Annotated in this window: 16 protein-coding genes; 6 read left to right on the top strand and 10 right to left on the bottom strand. The window is 31.0% G+C overall.

Going from position 1 to position 18,147, the window contains the following annotated elements; translation table 11 throughout:
- Nucleotides 1-86 precede the first annotated feature (86 nt).
- The 3 genes from ACW5YJ_RS03735 to ACW5YJ_RS03725 all read right to left on the bottom strand — a co-directional run bounded on the left by ACW5YJ_RS03735 (nt 87) and on the right by ACW5YJ_RS03725 (nt 3,163).
- Nucleotides 87-611, bottom strand: a complete 525-nt coding sequence (locus ACW5YJ_RS03735) for an NAD(P)H-dependent oxidoreductase (RefSeq protein ID WP_017723095.1) — start codon at nt 609-611, stop codon at nt 87-89.
- 109 nt (nt 612-720) lie between these two features.
- Nucleotides 721-2,256 (bottom strand): sodium:solute symporter family protein, encoded by a 1,536-nt coding sequence (locus tag ACW5YJ_RS03730; protein WP_457338506.1) that lies wholly within the window; start codon nt 2,254-2,256, stop codon nt 721-723.
- Nucleotides 2,257-2,281: 25 nt separating this feature from the next.
- Nucleotides 2,282-3,163: an N-acetylneuraminate lyase gene (locus tag ACW5YJ_RS03725; RefSeq protein WP_171916008.1), complete on the bottom strand. Its 882-nt coding sequence runs from the start codon at nt 3,161-3,163 to the stop codon at nt 2,282-2,284.
- A gap of 255 nt (nt 3,164-3,418) precedes the next feature.
- On the opposite strand from ACW5YJ_RS03725, the gene ACW5YJ_RS03720 reads away from it, so the two are divergent.
- Nucleotides 3,419-4,294: an ROK family protein gene (locus tag ACW5YJ_RS03720; protein ID WP_017723090.1), complete on the top strand. Its 876-nt coding sequence runs from the start codon at nt 3,419-3,421 to the stop codon at nt 4,292-4,294.
- A gap of 178 nt (nt 4,295-4,472) precedes the next feature.
- On the opposite strand, the gene ACW5YJ_RS03715 is transcribed toward ACW5YJ_RS03720, so the two are convergent.
- Nucleotides 4,473-5,270 carry a MurR/RpiR family transcriptional regulator gene (locus ACW5YJ_RS03715; RefSeq protein WP_029378236.1) on the bottom strand — a complete coding sequence of 266 codons (798 nt, stop codon included), beginning with the start codon at nt 5,268-5,270 and terminating at the stop codon, nt 4,473-4,475.
- A gap of 164 nt (nt 5,271-5,434) precedes the next feature.
- On the opposite strand from ACW5YJ_RS03715, the gene ACW5YJ_RS03710 reads away from it, so the two are divergent.
- Complete coding sequence (locus ACW5YJ_RS03710) at nt 5,435-6,103, top strand: N-acetylmannosamine-6-phosphate 2-epimerase (protein ID WP_017723088.1); 669 nt, start codon at nt 5,435-5,437, stop codon at nt 6,101-6,103.
- 83 nt (nt 6,104-6,186) lie between these two features.
- On the opposite strand, the gene srtA is transcribed toward ACW5YJ_RS03710, so the two are convergent.
- On the bottom strand, nt 6,187-6,786 hold the full coding sequence (gene srtA, locus ACW5YJ_RS03705) for a class A sortase SrtA (protein ID WP_457338505.1): 600 nt from the start codon (nt 6,784-6,786) through the stop codon (nt 6,187-6,189).
- Nucleotides 6,787-6,993: 207 nt separating this feature from the next.
- Between srtA and ACW5YJ_RS03700 the strand changes: the two genes are divergently transcribed.
- Nucleotides 6,994-7,494 (top strand): GNAT family N-acetyltransferase, encoded by a 501-nt coding sequence (locus tag ACW5YJ_RS03700; protein WP_017723086.1) that lies wholly within the window; start codon nt 6,994-6,996, stop codon nt 7,492-7,494.
- 190 nt (nt 7,495-7,684) lie between these two features.
- Nucleotides 7,685-8,854, top strand: a complete 1,170-nt coding sequence (locus ACW5YJ_RS03695) for an ArgE/DapE family deacylase (RefSeq protein ID WP_457338504.1) — start codon at nt 7,685-7,687, stop codon at nt 8,852-8,854.
- A gap of 143 nt (nt 8,855-8,997) precedes the next feature.
- Here ACW5YJ_RS03695 and ACW5YJ_RS03690 read toward each other — a convergent pair whose 3' ends face one another.
- Entirely contained in the window at nt 8,998-9,675 is a 678-nt protein-coding gene (locus ACW5YJ_RS03690; protein ID WP_017723084.1) for a haloacid dehalogenase type II, read from the bottom strand.
- Nucleotides 9,676-9,945: 270 nt separating this feature from the next.
- Here ACW5YJ_RS03690 and ACW5YJ_RS03685 point away from each other — a divergent pair, with 270 nt between their 5' ends.
- Nucleotides 9,946-10,209, top strand: coding sequence for a hypothetical protein (locus ACW5YJ_RS03685; protein WP_017723083.1), 264 nt, complete (start codon nt 9,946-9,948; stop codon nt 10,207-10,209).
- A 713-nt stretch (nt 10,210-10,922) separates the two neighbouring features.
- The gene (locus tag ACW5YJ_RS03680) at nt 10,923-13,007 is read left to right on the top strand and encodes a helix-turn-helix domain-containing protein (RefSeq protein ID WP_457338503.1); all 2,085 of its coding nucleotides are present in this window, start codon (nt 10,923-10,925) and stop codon (nt 13,005-13,007) included.
- 72 nt (nt 13,008-13,079) lie between these two features.
- On the opposite strand, the gene ACW5YJ_RS03675 is transcribed toward ACW5YJ_RS03680, so the two are convergent.
- The 4 genes from ACW5YJ_RS03675 to ACW5YJ_RS03660 all read right to left on the bottom strand — a co-directional run bounded on the left by ACW5YJ_RS03675 (nt 13,080) and on the right by ACW5YJ_RS03660 (nt 18,059).
- The gene (locus ACW5YJ_RS03675) at nt 13,080-14,537 is read right to left on the bottom strand and encodes an ABC transporter ATP-binding protein (protein ID WP_457338502.1); all 1,458 of its coding nucleotides are present in this window, start codon (nt 14,535-14,537) and stop codon (nt 13,080-13,082) included.
- Nucleotides 14,538-14,546: 9 nt separating this feature from the next.
- Nucleotides 14,547-15,266 carry an energy-coupling factor transporter transmembrane component T gene (locus tag ACW5YJ_RS03670; RefSeq protein WP_107551441.1) on the bottom strand — a complete coding sequence of 240 codons (720 nt, stop codon included), beginning with the start codon at nt 15,264-15,266 and terminating at the stop codon, nt 14,547-14,549.
- Nucleotide 15,267: 1 nt separating this feature from the next.
- Nucleotides 15,268-15,852: an MptD family putative ECF transporter S component gene (locus tag ACW5YJ_RS03665; protein ID WP_457338501.1), complete on the bottom strand. Its 585-nt coding sequence runs from the start codon at nt 15,850-15,852 to the stop codon at nt 15,268-15,270.
- Between the two features lie 482 nt (nt 15,853-16,334).
- Nucleotides 16,335-18,059 carry a glycosyltransferase gene (locus ACW5YJ_RS03660; protein WP_457338500.1) on the bottom strand — a complete coding sequence of 575 codons (1,725 nt, stop codon included), beginning with the start codon at nt 18,057-18,059 and terminating at the stop codon, nt 16,335-16,337.
- Nucleotides 18,060-18,147: the final 88 nt, after the last annotated feature.

The following is an 18,147-nucleotide window of genomic DNA, read 5'->3' as shown; positions in this document are numbered from 1 at the left end:
ATCATGCTTTGAACAGTTATACATTCAACTATTGTTAAACTAAAATTTGAGCCTGCGACATCTCTTATGCCACAGGCTCACTCATTTTATATTTGTTTAATAAATTCTAAGTATGATTGTGTATTTTCTGCTAATTGACTCGGTGTAATCGTAAATGCGCTATATAATTTATGTGCACCTACATAGTTTGCTTTTACGAAACGCGTTGTCGCAATCATAGGACTAATTAATTCCTCTATTGTAAACTGGACGTTACCTTCAGGTGTATAAGCTTCTGGTACGGCCCCGATTGAAATTGCTAATCCAATTTGCTTTCCTTCTAACGCATTTCCTTGTGAGCCATACGCCCAGCCATAGGTAAATACTTCATCTAAATATTGTTTTAATAATGGTGGACAGCTATACCAATATAATGGATATTGAAAAATAATATGATCATGTGCTTCGAACAATTTTTGTTCCTTTTCAATATCAATTTGACCGTGTGGGTATTCTGGATAAATCTCATGAACGGTTACTAATTCCTCATGTTGAGATAATTCATCTCTCCATGCTTTATTAACAGTTGAATTATTAATATCTGGATGCGCAACTACAACTAATGTAGACATATGTTCATTCCTCGTTTCATTACTAATTTAATAGCTTTATATTAAACTTCCCTAGTTCAAAAAGAAACTGATATGCCTAAGAGAATAATTCGTCCACCGTGACATTAAATTACTTTTCTTTTTTATCATGAACCTTCGCAATATAATTAGTACTTTCTTTAATATCATAAATTGTTAAACCTTTAATGTCTTTTTGTTCACCAGGTATAATAATACTAATAACGTAAGAACAAATAAATGCAACACCAAATGAAATAATAGATACAAAGAATGGTGAGTTGCCGCCGCCCATACCATTAAAGATATAAGCAAAAATAATTCCCAATATTAATCCTACTATAACACCAAATGTATTTGTTCTTCTTGTAAAGATACCTACAGCAAAAACTCCTGCTAATGGTACTCCCACAAGCCCTGTAATTAATAAGAATAGATCCCATAAATCATTTGAATCAGAAGCTATTAAATAAATAGACATACCAAATCCAAATAATCCTGAAATAATAATTATCCATCTCGCAGTTCTTACTTCATCCTTTTCTTCACCTTTTCCAAAGAATCTATGTTTGATGTCTACCGATAAACAAGCTGATATTGAGTTTAAACTTGATGAAATTGTAGACTGTGCTGCAGCAAATATCGCTGCAATTAGTAGACCTGCAATAAATGGTGGCATTTCAGTAAGAATAAAATACGGGACGATTGAAGATGTATTAAATCCTTCAGGTAATGAACTTTCATGATTATAGAAAGAATATAACATTGTTCCCATACCATAAAATAAAGGTGCTGATATTAATGCTAATGCTCCATTCATCCATAGTGATTTTTTCGTTTCTTTCATAGACTCAGATGCCTGATAACGTTGTACAACATCCTGACTCGCTGTGTACTGATGTAAATTATTGAAAATATTTCCAAGAAAAATAATTGGAATAGCGGCCGCTGCAGTGTTAAATTTCCAATTATCTACGCTAATAATCTTTTTATGTTCAAGCGCATCAGATACAACTGTTCCCATACCACCTTGAATATGCATGACACCTAAGATAATTATAGCTGCTGCGCCACCTAATAGAATGACCCCCTGAATAAAATCACTCCATACAACGCCTTCAAAACCACCTAAGAATGTATATAGTATACATAAAATACCTACTAAACTTGCAACGACATATGGATTCATATCTGATACTGCTGTAATTGCAAGTGTCGGTAAATAAATAACGATAGCAACTCTTCCTAAATGAAAGAATACAAAAAGTAATGACCCAATAACACGGACGCTAGGTCCAAATCTCGCTTCTAAATATTCATATGCCGATGTCACTTTTAACTTTTTGAAGAACGGTACATAGAAATAAATAAGCAATGGAATAATAGCGACAATTGCTATATTACCTGCTATATATGACCAGTCCGTCAAAAACGCCTTTTCAGGTGTCGACATAAAAGTAATCGCACTTAATGTTGTAGCATAAATAGAAAAGCCTACTGCCCAAGACGGTAATCTACCACTTGCAGTAAAAAAACTATCTGTATTTTGACTCGCGCGTTTCGTAAAATAAGCCCCGATTAATAACATAACGACAAGGTAAGCAATAACTGCTACCCAGTTCCAAGCACCAAACCCTACTTGCTGCATTTACTTCAACCCCTAACGTGATGTCTTATAAGTTATAGTCTTTGATTAACTTTGCTAATTTACTTCTATTCGTCTCATTAAATGGCTTAAATGGTCGTTTCGGTAAACCACCATCTATATCACGTGTCGCTAAAATTTCTTTTAATGTAGAATATATCCCCATAGATAATACCGTTTCTATAATGTCATTAGTATCATGTTGAATTTGATAAGCTTCGTCAATCTGACCGTTTTGTGCTTTTTCAAATATTTGTCTTGCACGTTTACCATTTACGTTATATGTAGAACCAATAGCTCCATCTACACCTGAAATCGCAGCCTGTACAAGCATTTCATCAAATCCAGAAAGTATTAATTTATCAGGAAAAGCTTTACGTATACGTTCTAATAAAAAGAAGTTTGGAGCAGTATACTTAACACCTATTACTTTTTCATGATTAAATAGTTCAGCAAATTGTTCAATAGAAATATTGACACCTGTAAGGTCAGGAATCGCATAAATAATCAAGTTATTTTGTGTCGCTTCAATTAGCTCAAAATAATAGTCTTTGATTTCTTCGAAGGTAAATGGATAATAAAACGGTGTAACTGCAGAAATAGCATCATAACCCAATTCTGTAGCGTATTTCCCTAATTCTATAGCTTCATTTAAATCTAAAGATCCTACCTGCGCAATCAATGTTACGTCATCATTAACGGCTTCTTTCGCAACTTTAAATACTTGCTTCTTTTGTTCTTTACTTAGTAAAAAGTTTTCCCCTGAACTGCCATTTACATATAAACCGTCTAAGCCTTCAGTTTCAATCGCATTTTTAGCAATTTGTTTTAGCCCCTCTTCTTTCACTTCACCATGTTCATCGAACGGAACTAATAATGCCGCATATAATCCTTTAAAATTCTCTTCCATAAATTTCCCTCCATCTTTTGTTTATATATTTTTATTAACTCTAAAACCCCTATTACATTAAGTTAAAGATATAAAGCTTTTCTATTTACAGTTCAAATTGTAACCGCTACCATTAACAGTATCAATAGTGTTTTGAAAAAAATCATCACTTATAACAAATATCAATGAAAATATTTTTCATAGTTATTATAACTACACTTTTAAATTAAAAAATGATACATATTAATGTAAATACTATGAATGGAGGTATGAATTATGACTAATTATAAAATAGCAATTGATATTGGAGGTACTGATATTAAAGCCGCTGTACTAGATGAAAATTTAAAGTTCATAAATTATCAAAGAATACCTACACCAAATAACATCAATGAATTTATTGCTGATGCAATCTTTGAACTTGTGTCTCATTTTAAAGAAACTTATATGATACATCCTTTGCAAGTGGGGATTTCTAGTGCGGGTGTCATCAATGAAGAAAAAGGAACTGTAGTATATGCTGGTCCTACGATTCCAAACTTTATTGGTACAAACTTTCATAAATTACTTTCACCATTAAACGCAGAAGTAAAAGTATTTAATGATGTTAATGCTGCACTACTAGGAGAGCTGACTTTACATGATTATGAAGCAGATAATATTTTTTGCCTTACATTGGGGACAGGTATAGGAGGAGCTTTTTACAATAAAGTTGGTCACTTGTACAATGGGGAGCGTAATAGAGCCAACGAAATCGGTTACTTATTATATAAAGTACAAGATAGATTAACGTTTGAGCAACGCGCTTCAACTAATGCATTGAAGTTTCTAATGAAAACACATGCATTACCTTATTCAGATAATGTACCCAAACTTTTTGAATTAGCTGAGCAACAAGATGCATTAGCAATCTCCATTCTCGACCGGTGGAGTACACATGTCGCAGAAGGCATTGCACAAATTCAAATTATTTACGATCCAGGGTTAATTTTGATTGGTGGCGGTATATCTTCTCAAGGCACACAATTATTAAATTATATCACCCCTAAAATTGAAGAATTTTTACCTTCAAATTATGGTCACGCACCTGTGCAAACAACTCAAACCCAAAATTACGCCTCGTTATATGGTGCAATATCTAGATTTTTATAATAATCGTTCTAAATTTAATTGTGGAAGCGAAATAAGTCTAAATATCATTTCGAATTAAAATTATCATTTTGCTTCCATAATTTTAATGAAAACTCTTTAACGCAAAAGTCATTTCAAGCTATATATAGTCCATTCATTACTTTACGATACACTTATTAAAATTTTACATGGTTGAAAGCTATTCGTTTAATATGATTTTTTTGGTATGCTGGTAGACGTTTTGCATATAATCATCATCCAATAACAAATAACTTACAATATCAATTAAGAAAAGCGTTGCTATTTGCGTATTAATAAACCTTGTATCATTAATTCTAGACTGGTCTGTCGTTATTAATACTAAATCTGCACATTGTGTTAACGCACTGCCCTCGTAATTTGTAATTGCCACAACAAATGCCCCGCGTTCATGAGCGACTTCTGCTGCTGCAATAAGTTCAGTAGTTTCCCCACTATTTGAAATAGCTACAAATGTATCAGAAGCCGTTAATAATGATGCAAAAATTTTCATTTGGTGTGCATCTGTTGATACATTCCCTTTTAATCCCATGCGCATCATACGATAATAAAATTCAGTTGCAGACAGTCCTGAACTTCCTAGTCCAGCATAAATAATTTGTCGGCTACGCATAATTTGATTTACTAACCTTTGAATTTTTTCATCAGAAATAAACTCGCCTGTCTGTTGAATAATATCTTGATGGTATTTATGAATACGTTGTATAAGTGGGCTATTTTCTATAACATTGTCTGTCATTTCTTGTTGCAAATTAAACTTTAAGTCTTGAAAGTTATCATAATCTAATTTATTACTAAAGCGCGTAATAGTGGCTGGTGACGTGCCTATAGCATGCGCCAATGAATTAATCGTCGAAAAAGCATCATCAAATTGATTACTTTGAATGTATTCAACGATTTGCTTGTCTGTTTTCGTAAATAAGTGTCGATAACGTTGCACACGATTTTCAAATTTCATTAGGATTCTCCCCTTCAAATATGAATATAATCTCAGTATATATGAAAATATTTTTCATAACAATTAAATGTATTGATTATTATTTTCTCAATGTTATATTAAAATTACAAATCTAAAGGAGTTTAATGATTTATTAAATTTATCAAAGTTATGGAGTGTATATTATGTTACCACAAGGATTAATCGTGTCATGCCAAGCATTACCTGACGAACCACTACACTCGTCATTTATCATGTCAAAAATGGCGTTAGCAGCTTATGAGGGCGGTGCCGTCGGTATCAGAGCTAATTCTAAAGAAGATATTATTGCAATTAAGCAAGAGATTGATCTACCAGTGATTGGTATCGTCAAACGAGATTATGATCATTCTGATGTATTCATTACTGCAACAAGCAAAGAAATTGATGAATTAATTGAAAGTCAATGTGAAGTCATTGCATTAGATGCTACAAAACAAATACGTCCAAAAGAATCATTACAATCACTTGTATCCTATGTTAGAGAAAATGCCCCTCATATTAAACTTATGGCAGACATTTCAACACTAGATGAAGCAATTAATGCTGATAAACTTGGTTTTGATTATATTGGCACTACATTATATGGTTATACGTCATATACTAAAGGGCATATCTTATATGAAAACAACTTCCAATTTTTAAAAGATGTTTTAGCACATGTCGATGCTAAAGTTATAGCTGAAGGCAATGTTGTCACTCCTGAAATGCTTAAAACTGTAACAGATTTAGGCGTACATTGCACTGTTGTTGGCGGTGCCATTACACGTCCTAAGGAAATTACCAAACGCTTTATTGATGCTTTAAACACATAAAATTAAAGTGGCTGAGACATTCCTCAGCCACTTTAATTTTATAAAAAGTTATTAATTATAAAACCATTGTTTCAATTCCATTATTATACTGCTTTAGCAATAAATATTTTACGATCTTCCCATTGATTCGTTTGTTCATTATAATTGTCACATGTTATTAATGTAAGTTGTTGTTTTGTGGATTGTTGTTCTTCAAGTACTTCTATGTCTTCTGGTTTCACGTCAAAAATTTTAACAATTTTATACTCTTTTTTCTTATTTCCTGTTTTTAAATACACTTTACTTCCTACTTTTGCATCTGGTAAGTTTGAAAATTGATAATCTGAACCTCCTGTATAGGTATGTCCAGCAATCGCGATGTTTTGCTCTTCTAATGATTCATCCGCCTCAGCGAAACTGACGCCTCTATTAAGTTGTTCCGGTGTAGCCGGTCCTGGATAGACTGGCGTTTTAATATCTGCGTCTGGTACTGATAAATAACCGGCCATTTTTGTTTTATCTTTAGGAATTTCAACTTCTTGATTTTTATTGTTTACAGCATCTTTATCATAAGTTTCTATCTTTGTTTCATTATCTTTTTTAGTTAAATAATCATCGATATATGGTTTAGTGAAAAGGTAAACTGCCGTCAAAATAAGTAACACCCCCGCCACAGTAATCAGGCGATTAGTCCATTTCTTCATTTTCTTTGTTTCTCCTTTTGAACAATTTCAAATTTAAAAAGTTATATCAACTATAGCACAATTCATTAATTATTTTCATTAATATTAAGGGATTAAAAATATATTTTTGTATCTTCACGTTAATTTTCATGACAAAAAATTGCACCTTTTAGAAAATAAGTGTTAAATAAACCTAAGACATAATATAAAAGATTGTGGGGAATTTTTATGATAAGACAAGCAGTTAAATCAGATTTACCAAATATTTTAGACATTTACAATGATGCCATTTTAAATACTACCGCTGTGTATACCTATAACCCACAAACGCTTGAATCACGAGAGGCTTGGTTTGAAAATAAATCAAAGAGTAACGAGCCTATTTTTGTTTATGTGGAACATGATGAAGCTATTGCCTTTGCATCTTATGGTTCATTTAGGGACTGGCCAGCTTACCAATATTCTATTGAACACTCAATTTACGTAAGTAAGTATCACAGAGGGAAAGGTATCGCTTCGAAATTATTACTGGAACTCATCCATCATGCACAAAAAAGCGGCTATAAAACGTTAGTTGCTGGTATAGATGCTACAAATGATTACAGTATTTATTTACACAAAAAATTCAATTTCACTCATTCTGGTACGATTCAACAAGTAGGTTATAAATTCGATAAATGGCTAGATCTTGCATTTTACCAATTAGATTTAAATACTTTTAATAAATAATATATAACTAAAATATTTTTTCAAAAATCAATACCCCTATAAACTTTAACTAAAATTGGGAACAGGATGGACATTTAATTTCTTTATAAAAACTTTCGTTCTCTTGGGCTCAAATCGCTAATTTGTTTTGTTACTTAGACTTAGTGGTATTAATTATAATGTATTGATTAATTTTGAAGGAAGTGTTTATATGGCGGTATTTTCAAAAGATGAACGTGTAAAAATATTATCAGATATTATTGAAATTCAGTCTGTAAATGAAAAAGAACTCGATGTTGCTCATTATTTGCAACAGCTTTTTAAAAAATATGATATTCATACAGAAATTCTAACGTTGGATGGTGAATCTTCTCGTGCTAACCTCATTGCAGAAATCGGAAACGGTAAACCTGTAGTCGGCGTTTCGGGACATATGGATGTCGTAACAACAGGTGATAGTGATAAATGGAATTATGATCCTTTCAAATTAACTGAAGATGATCAAGGGAGATTACACGGTCGTGGTTCAGCAGATATGAAATCCGGACTTGTAGCGTTAGCAATTAGTTTAATAGAAATTAAAGAAGCAGGTCTATTGAAGCAGGGATCAATTCGCTTTATGGCTACAGCTGGCGAAGAGGTTACAAGTAATGGTGCCGCCTTGCTATATGAAAAAGGCTATATGGATGATATAGATGCATTGTTAATTGCAGAACCATCACAAGATGGCATTGTCTATACACACAAAGGTACGATGGACATTCAAGTCACTTCTAAAGGAAAATCAGCACATAGTTCCATGCCAGAGTTAGGTTTTAATGCCATTAATCCTTTAGTTGATTTCATTCATGCTTTAAATACAGAGTATAACAAAGTGGACGTAAGCAGTGAGTTGCTAGGTACTCCTACTATGAATTCAACTATTATAAACGGTGGAGACCAAGTTAACTCTATTCCTGAATATGCTGAATCACTATTTAATATGCGTACAATTCCACAATTTGATAATAAAAAATTCGAAGAACTATTCAATCGTATCAAAGAAAAAATCGAAACAGAAAGTAACGGGGATATCACTATAAATCCTTATGTTAATCGTGACCCTGTTTACACTACAGGCGATAATTCATTTTTAAAATTAGCTAAATCTTTAGGGGATGAATATTTCAACAGAAATTTAGAAGTTACTTCTTCTACTGCAACTACAGATGCTTCTTATTTAATGAAAGATAAAAGTGAAGACTTTTCATTTGTCATGTATGGCCCAGGTGAAACAGGACAGGCACACCAAGTGGACGAGTACGTCTATAAAGATGTATACCTTACGTTCATCGATTTATACATTCGACTATTAACAGATTATCTGAATCAAACTAAATAATATCTGAGTCCATATCTATTAAATTGAAACTACTTAGCCTTGTTGGGGGCGGGAACACGAATCATAATTTTGATTACGTCTTCCCGCCCCTAATTTTATAAAAGGCAGTTGTATTTTTAAGTACTTATATAACAACTTATGTCTTATCTTTTATTCATTTCTAACCATTTAACCATTTCATTTAAATTATTAACTGTCATAGTTGGCGATTGCCCATTGTAGTCAAAATGTGATTTACTACGATTTACCCATACTGTGTCAAATCCAAAATTAGCTGCTCCTGAAACATCCCATGCATTTGAAGAAACAAATAAAATATCTTCACGTGTCATTTGATAATATTTCAGTATTAAGGAATAGCTAGCAGGGCTAGGCTTATATTGCTTTATTTCATTAACGCTAATAACAGTATCTATATACTTGTTAATTTCAGAATTATCGACTAAAGGCATTAACATATTGTCATTAGCGTTTGATAATACACCAACTTCTAAGTTTTTCGAATTCAACTCCGAAAGCACTTTTGGAATTTCTTTAAAATAGTCTAAATCTAAAAAAGCGTCAAAGAGTTGATTTACATCTTCTCTATTGTATTGAATTTCATGAACATCTAATACATAGCGCAGTGATTCTTTAGTCAATTCATCAAAAGGAACATATCTTTGCATCACTTGTCTTAAAAACATATGCTCTAACTGAGTTTTACGCCAAAGTTGCGAAATGGATTTTGCTTCCACTTCATTGAATTGACCCATATCGTTTTTTAGCGATTCCATATCAAATATTGTACCGTAAACATCAAAAATAATAGCTTTATACATATATAACCTCCCTTTCTTGATAAAAATCAGACTTACTTACTCTTTAGCACGTTTAGACTACATTGAAACAGTTTTAACTTAATTTCAATTAATATTTAATAACTAATTTTACTTTTTACATTTATTTTATAACATTTTGCATCTACTAAACTCAAAACAGGAAAATAACTAATCCTTAGACTATTTATAAATAAACTGTAAAATTACAATAACTTAAGATTAATTCCTTATAAATGGGATATAGAAAAGTAAGGGAGGAGGCTGGTTGTGATGAGAAAGTTATTTTTAATTGATTTGTTAAACCTATTTCTTATTGCCCTAGGTTACATGTTACTAATCACGTTAGTTTTATTTTCCTTTGATTTATTTGAAATCGAAACAACCGGTTCACTATTTTTAAATGCACTGAGTAGTGCCACAGTTGTCAGCCTGTTTAATAACGAGATATTTAACGGTTTGTTTACCTTATTTTTATTTATCTCTATATTAATATTTGTTTATAAAGCTTTAGATCTTTATAAACAAAACAGATAGCTTACTTTGACTAATACGTTAATAAATAATAATTGCTAAGCTGATCCAATTACACCCTAATATATTTATGTACTATTTAATTTTATATTGTAAGGTTTCGTTTTTAGTTATATAATATTAATATAGAATGTTAAATTTATATCATAGCTAGTAACGTGCCGTTTATCATCATAGTTATATTCCATTCCCAGAATTAGACTTTATGCACCCAATTTAATATATGATATATCACAACATTCTATTCAAGTAGATTATTGCCTACTTGAAAAAATAAGATCTAAAGTTACTTTCAGGCAGTAACTTTAGATCTTATTCATGTTTTGACCTCTTATAAACTTTGGCACAGTTATTATTTTACTCGCTTCTTTTTAACCTTTCTCCTCAAGTTTAACTATGAAACTCAAATCATTTCATGCAAATCTCAACAATGCTCTATCCGTTATAACCTTGTTACTTTCATATAAAAATGTTATTTAGTCACTTTTATAAACTTTCAAGCTCTATTACATAACATACTGCATAAAAATTATTTATATTTTTACTACCTCGCTAAAATTTTATTAATAAATGTTCCCTTAGATTCTTTTCACAATGTCATTATATTAATTCAGACATTCATTTTGTTAATGTTGCTAGTTGGCTACCTTTTTTAAAGTATAGAGTTGTACAATAGGCTTACTACTATAAGGTAAAAGACTCATATCTAGATAAAGGTGATATTTTTGATTAGTACACTATCTATTAGAAATCAGTATACATCTGAATTAACAAGGTGCATCAATGAAATTGTTATACTGCTCCCTTTAAATAAACCCTGCAAAATCAATTTAAATGGATTAATTATTACAGTTACTGATGGCATAATTGTTAATAATGCGGATTTATATCAAATGTTAGATGTTCAAGAACTGTTAGAATTAAAAATTCCTTTACCATTATTTATTGAAAAAGATATTAATATTTCAAAATCATATTTCGATTTTAACTGTATTCACTTTGTAGAACAATTTAGAAACCTAGTTCTGGAAATTATACACCGACCTATCCAAGATGAGTTCAGTATGAATGTTTATATATCTAGCATTATTGAATTCTTATTAAGAGAAGCTCGGGTAGTGTTAAGTAGCATCTATATACCTTGTTTAAATACTAAACATCCTTTAGTAGCACGTATTACTAAATATATTCATGATAATATTTGTAACACTTTGAATACAAAACATTTATCTCAAACATTTTATATCTCACAATCGTATATATCTATACTATTTGCTAATAATATCAACATAAATTTTAAATATTATACGACTTCGTTAAGAATTGCTTTATCCCTATATGATCTTATTCAAAATAATAAAAGTATCTACGAAGTCGCTATTAAATATCAATTTTTAAATGTAACAACTTATTCTAAACATTTTAAATATTACATCCAAATGCCCCCTAAAAAGTATATTTACTTATTTAAAAAAGGGTATTATAAATCACCATATAAAATAATCTCAAATGACGTACCTTCAAAAAGTTATTTGGATAAAGTTCAACCACCAACTAAGGACACAAATAACTCTGATTATTCATTAAATCTTTCAAAACTGTCATTTAATAATTTCTTTAAACCCATGACTATTCTTATTCAATTAGATGACATATATGCCTTGAATCATTTTTATGAATCACATACGATGCACAATGATACTACGACGATTTTTCCAAAAGTAAACTTTTGTATATTAGATACACATTTGAGGCGATTAAATACATTGAGTGCTCAACAAATCATAAATACAATAAAACAGTTAATGCTAAAGGGTCATCAGTTGACTATTAAAATAACTCACCTATCTTTACGTCAAACTCAGAAGTTTTCGGTTGCTAAATTACTAGCTGAACTAGTAAACGATTTAAATCAAATAACATTACAATTCGATTTTTCTTATTATACTTATAATGAACTTTTAAATTTTATTGAAAAAGTCCGTCTCAAGTATCCGCTTATTAAAATTGGTACGACGATAGATTCTATCATTAAAAGTAAAAATACTTTATCACAAATGTTACATAATATTACTTCAATTAAAGCAGATTTTTACTACATTGATTTAGATTTGAATAGTTTTTATAGGTTAATGGCTCATAAGGTAGCTCAGTCACAAAAAGACCATAACTTAAAACAAGTACTTTTAATATTTATTAGCCAATTAGGTGATGAGTATGCAAAGAAACTAATTATAACTCATTTGACTCATAATTCTTTACAAGATTACTACAACACATCTAGCCAGCAGACACATATTTTATTAACGCGTTTTTTAGTTGAATTAAATCAAAGTATCTGTGGTTTTGGTTACCCATACTATACAGACAATAATGATAGAATCATGCTATTTAATAAATATCATTGCCCGATGCCTATTGTTCATATATATAGCTTTCTCAAAGCTTTTTTCAAACAACAGGTTGCTTTACTCCCAAACGCAATTATATGTAAAACAAATTGCCATTATCATATTTTATTATTTAGTAACGTAGAAAAAGCATCTTTTATAGTTAGAATAAACCACCATTTCATCAAATCATTTCCAGTGTTTTCAAGGCTTTTAAATAAAGATCATGGAATGATTACAAATTTGTTACCTTCAAATATAGATCAAAAAATTTTCGGGTTAAACTATATAGAACAAATCAATAGCGCTAATTATCCATTATCGAAATTGAGTTTACATTACTTTAAAGAACCTTTGATTTACAAACTATCTCAATCGTCTCTCCAATATATTATGATTGCCATGAGTTAATAACAAAAAATGGCCAAAACAAACTTACATTTGCTTTTGGCCTTTTCTTAATTTCAACAATTACTGCAATATTTAAATTTCAAAAAAGTTCTGTAACTCGTTTAAATGTTCATTATCTATTTGATATTGGGCTTTAACACATCCATTTTCAAGATGTAATACTTCATCTGCACATGACATCAATAATTCATAATCATGTGTAATGACTAATATTGTGTGTCCTTGATTGGCTAAACAATTAAGGGTTCCACTTATCTCACGCATACGTTGTCCATCTAACCCACTAGAGGGTTCATCAAAAATGAGAACCTCTCGTTTAGTTTCTACAGCACTCGCAATAGCTAAGCGTTGTTTTTCTCCACCTGAAAGTGACAAAGGATGCCTATCAACATGTTCTGATATTCCATACTGTTGTAATCGCGATTGAATCGATGCATCATCTAATTTGTTATTACTTAAACGTAGCTCCTCAGCAACACTTTCAGCAAATAATTGATTATTCACATCTTGAAAAACCATATATACACGGTCTAATCTTTGATTACGTTTTAATATTACGCTATTCATATCAACGTAACCTTTAAATTTACGTTCTACACCTGTTAGACAACGAGCAAATGTCGATTTTCCAGAACCGTTACGACCTATAATAGCTGTTACTTTACCTTTAGTTAATTCGACTTTAGGAATATTAAGTGCATATGGTTGCTTGGATTTATAGTTAAAAACAAAATTATGCAATGTTAATTTTTCTTCACTATTGTTGTAATTTAAAGCTTTAGGTTTCATCTCATCTAAATGTATTGACCTTAATCCTAGAAACGTTAAATTGCCATGTGTTAATGCATTAAATGAGCGATTGTCGTACATCTTGTCGATTTCACCATGCTTCATCACTACAAAACGATCGACAACATCTACCAAATAGTGCAAACGATGTTCAGCAATTATAATCGTTTTACCTTCACTCTTCCACTGTTCTAACAACTGTCGCAATTTAGTAATTGTAGTAAAGTCTAAATTAGACGAAGGCTCATCTAAAATGATAATTTCATGTCCACTTACTTGTATTGCAGTACATGCGATAAGTTGTTTCTCTCCGCCGGACAAGTTAAATATATCTCTATCTAATAAATGATTCATATTCAATACTTCAACACTATGATTAATATTAGTGTTGATACGTTGTGGATTAACGCCATAGTTTTCCGGCTCAAATGCTAATTCACTTGTTGTATTCAAACAAAAAAATTGTGAATGAGGATTTTGAAAAACTGAACCACTCAACTCCGAAATCTCATAAATAGATTCCTGACGTATATCCTTTCCATTGACTTGAACAGTCCCCTCAACATTGCCATGATATAGATGAGGTACAGTACCATTTAAAATGCGTGTCACTGTAGTTTTCCCACAACCTGACGCACCCGTTAAACAAATAACCTCACCACTATTAATAGTAAGGTTAATATTATTTAACACTTTTTCTCCATTTTCATAATTAAACGACATATCCTCAATTCGAATCATATTTCAACCTCACACTATATAATAAGTTACCCATAAAATCAGTACTATGCTAATAAATAACCAATCTAGCCAACGCATTTTTAGCAATACGATAGATGTCCTTTTATGTGTTAAATTCAAACCACGTGTGATTGATGCAATAGTCAATTCATTACCAATTTTCACGACGCTATTTAACAACGGCACAACGCGGTATTCGAAATACTGCAGTGGCTTTTTAAACGCAAAACGCAATGAAATACCCCTCATTTTCATTACATCTTTAATCGATGCTGATTCTGACTTGATAGTTGGTAAAAATCTAAACATTACAGCGATAGGAATCGTAATCTTTCTCGGTGTTTTCAGATGTTCTAGACCTGCAATAAGAACTTCAACTTGAGTTGTCTTAAAAATATAATATCCCATTACAAGTGATGGTAAAAAACGTGTAATCACGCCTGAAGAGACAAAGATGAATAAAGTAGCTAATTGACTATGATCAAATGTAACAAACGCTTCTCCATACCATGCACTAATTGTAACAATAATGCATAGACATCCAATCAAATATTTACCAATGAGTAAAATCAAAACAGAGGGTATTAACATTACAAGTAAACGTAAGAAAATTTCATTTCCCGTTACACCACCAGTTAATGAAATAAGTGAAATAATAACCATGATTCCAAGCTTTACTCTAGGGTCTAAATTAAATATATGGCTTTGATTTATTATTTTGTTATTCATACTAAATCATACCTGCACGCTTAAAATGCTTCTTCAATATGCCTTTAGCGATGTAAGTACCTATCAGCGCTCCAATGATAGTCGTAACGATTATGATAGGAATCATCTCTATTGAAAATAATGCAGCTACCGTAGCTTCATAATCTGAACCGTATTTCTCTTGTATAAAGGCTAGATATGACTGTCTCATAAAATAAAATGGTAATAAATTGCCTATTGGCCAAAATGAGAAAATAATATAACCTATAACATTTAATTTCCAGCTTTTATAATCACCTATTGCCATAATAACGTCTGCTAATATAATAATAGGTACACTTAAAAGCAATGCCATCCAAGGATGACCCATAATTGCTAATATCAAACTTACCACAATACCACAAAGCGATAGTGCTCCAAATTTTTGTGTTTTCGTAATAAGTAACATAATTGGTATACCACCAACCAAACCTATCATAGCAGGCAGTAATAGCATAAATATTGGTATAATGCCTAAAATACCTGGCGGGGCTATAAATATAAAATATATCGCCGTAAATATTCCTATATTTATTAAATCTTTAACATCTATTTTGCCTTTTTTCATCAGTAACTCCCTCTTCACATAAAACTAAAATTGGAATGACTCAGAAAATTATATTTAAATAACCTATCTTATCGTCCCACGTCGTGACTAGAAAAAGAATACAAGAGCAAACTCATTTGCCGTATCGCATATGAAACTAAGATATTAATATACACCTTAACTTATGCTTTATATTCCTATTAAAAATACATTATTTCAAAGATACTATAATTGAAAATTATTATCAATGACATCGGTTTATAGCACACTAATAGTTTATAAATTATACAATAGATTATTGAACTCTCTAAAGCATCATACTTATATGGATGCATTAATATAGTCGTCACCCTATATCATCACTATCAAATTAAAATTAAAGGGCAGGATAGAAATCAAATTTGAAAATTGATTTCGTATTCCCACCCATAAGTTAGCTCACTATAAATATTTAAACCCAAGTATTTATAGTTATATCGTTGCTTTTTATTATTATATACTGGTTAATACCTTAAATTAAAATATGGCGATTCCAAAGTGAAATTCTTTTTAAGATTTTTAGCTTTAATCTTATCGTTGAGCGCTATATTATAAGTCATTTTTTCTTTAGATTGATGAGCAGTCAGGTAACCATACATAAACGTATCTGGCAGTAATACAGTTGTTAAACCTTCAGACAAAATATAGTTAAATTCTAAACTACTAAGTTGAATCGTTTTACTATCTTTTATCGTAACTTCAATCATATCGTCTAATTTATTTTGAGTTACATAAAATGATAGATTGTCAAAATCTTTTGTGAAGTACGGTGTAAAACGATAATAATTATCATTCAGTGAAGCAATTGTACTCGTTTCTTTTCCATAGGAATACTTTAAGCGTTTACCGCCAATGCGTTTTTCAACACTCATATTATCTACGCGCATTTCTAAAAATGCATCCCAAACCTTTTCTTTAATTAAATACGGCATAATGTCCTTCATAGAAGCATTAAATTTAAAACATGTTTGATCATTAATAGCTAAAGGTATATAAATCAATTCTTTTTTATTACGTGATACTAACTTCAGTTGTATCATAGAAGCTACATGATTAGGGTTGATAATTGAACTTAAAAATTCTAATTCCAATTCAAAACCTTGTTCATTAAATTTAAAATGGGTCATTCTTATATCCGGTTTCATTAATTTATTGAATATAAAGTATGGTTCTTCACGATCAAACTGAATTTGCAATACACCTTGTTGCGCACTAAAATTATAAAATTGGCCATTATTAAAGCTTTCTTCAACAATTTGATAATGTTTCATATCTTTTTTGCGTGCATAATATAACAATGGTTTTAATGAATCTCTGACTATATCGTCTACTTCGGTTGGTACTTTTTGTATAAAGTCGCCTAACGCATCCATCCAATCTTCTTTTTTATCATCTGCTATTTTAAGTGAAAAATTATTTGTTCTTGAAAATGAAAAATGGCGATCTAAAAAATACCCTAATATATCATGTCTATTGTCTAAAGGGCTATTAAGAATTTCTTCTGTAATTAATCCCATAACTTTATAAAAATCTTTAGGTGACACATATGCCGAGCTCATATGTTCCCCTTCTCGCTTAGTCGCATAGTAGTATGGTTTATCTGCTAATACAGCGATTTTCTTTGCGTTAACGTATGCTTTCATTGTAAATAGTTGATCCTCTGCACTACGTAAATCTTCTGGGAACTCAATATGATTATCACGTAGTAAGGACGTACGATAAAACTTAGTGGGACTTAATGTATAAATAATACGTGAATTAGCTAATGTGACATCATCATTGGTTTCTTTAAACATAGATTTAGGAACGCCACGACCATTTACACCTTCCATTTTAACTAGAACCACATCAGCCTGATTACCTTCAACAAATTTTGATACATCTTTCAATGTATCTGGATGAATGTAATCGTCTGAATCTACAAAGAAGACATATTCTCCTTTAGCTAAGTTTAGAGCTGTATTCCTAGGTTTTCCAGGGCCACCTGAATTGGCTTCAAGTTGTTTTACAGTTAAATTCAATTTGTTTTTATAAGACTCTACTATCTCCAAAGTATGATCTGTAGAACAATCATCTATCAGTATAACTTCAAAATCCTTCTTATCGTATTTTTGATTCTGTAAACTGTTCAATAGTTCTCCTATATACTTTTCAGAATTGTAACTTGGTACTATGATTGAAAATTCCATTGATATATCCACCTTATAAAAATGAGCTGAAATACTAATAACACATAGTTAGTTTAATGATACATAATCTTATGAATAGATTCATTAT

This window comes from Staphylococcus sp. mip270_02, from assembly GCF_054031535.1.
This window is presented reverse-complemented; position numbering and strand designations above follow the sequence as displayed.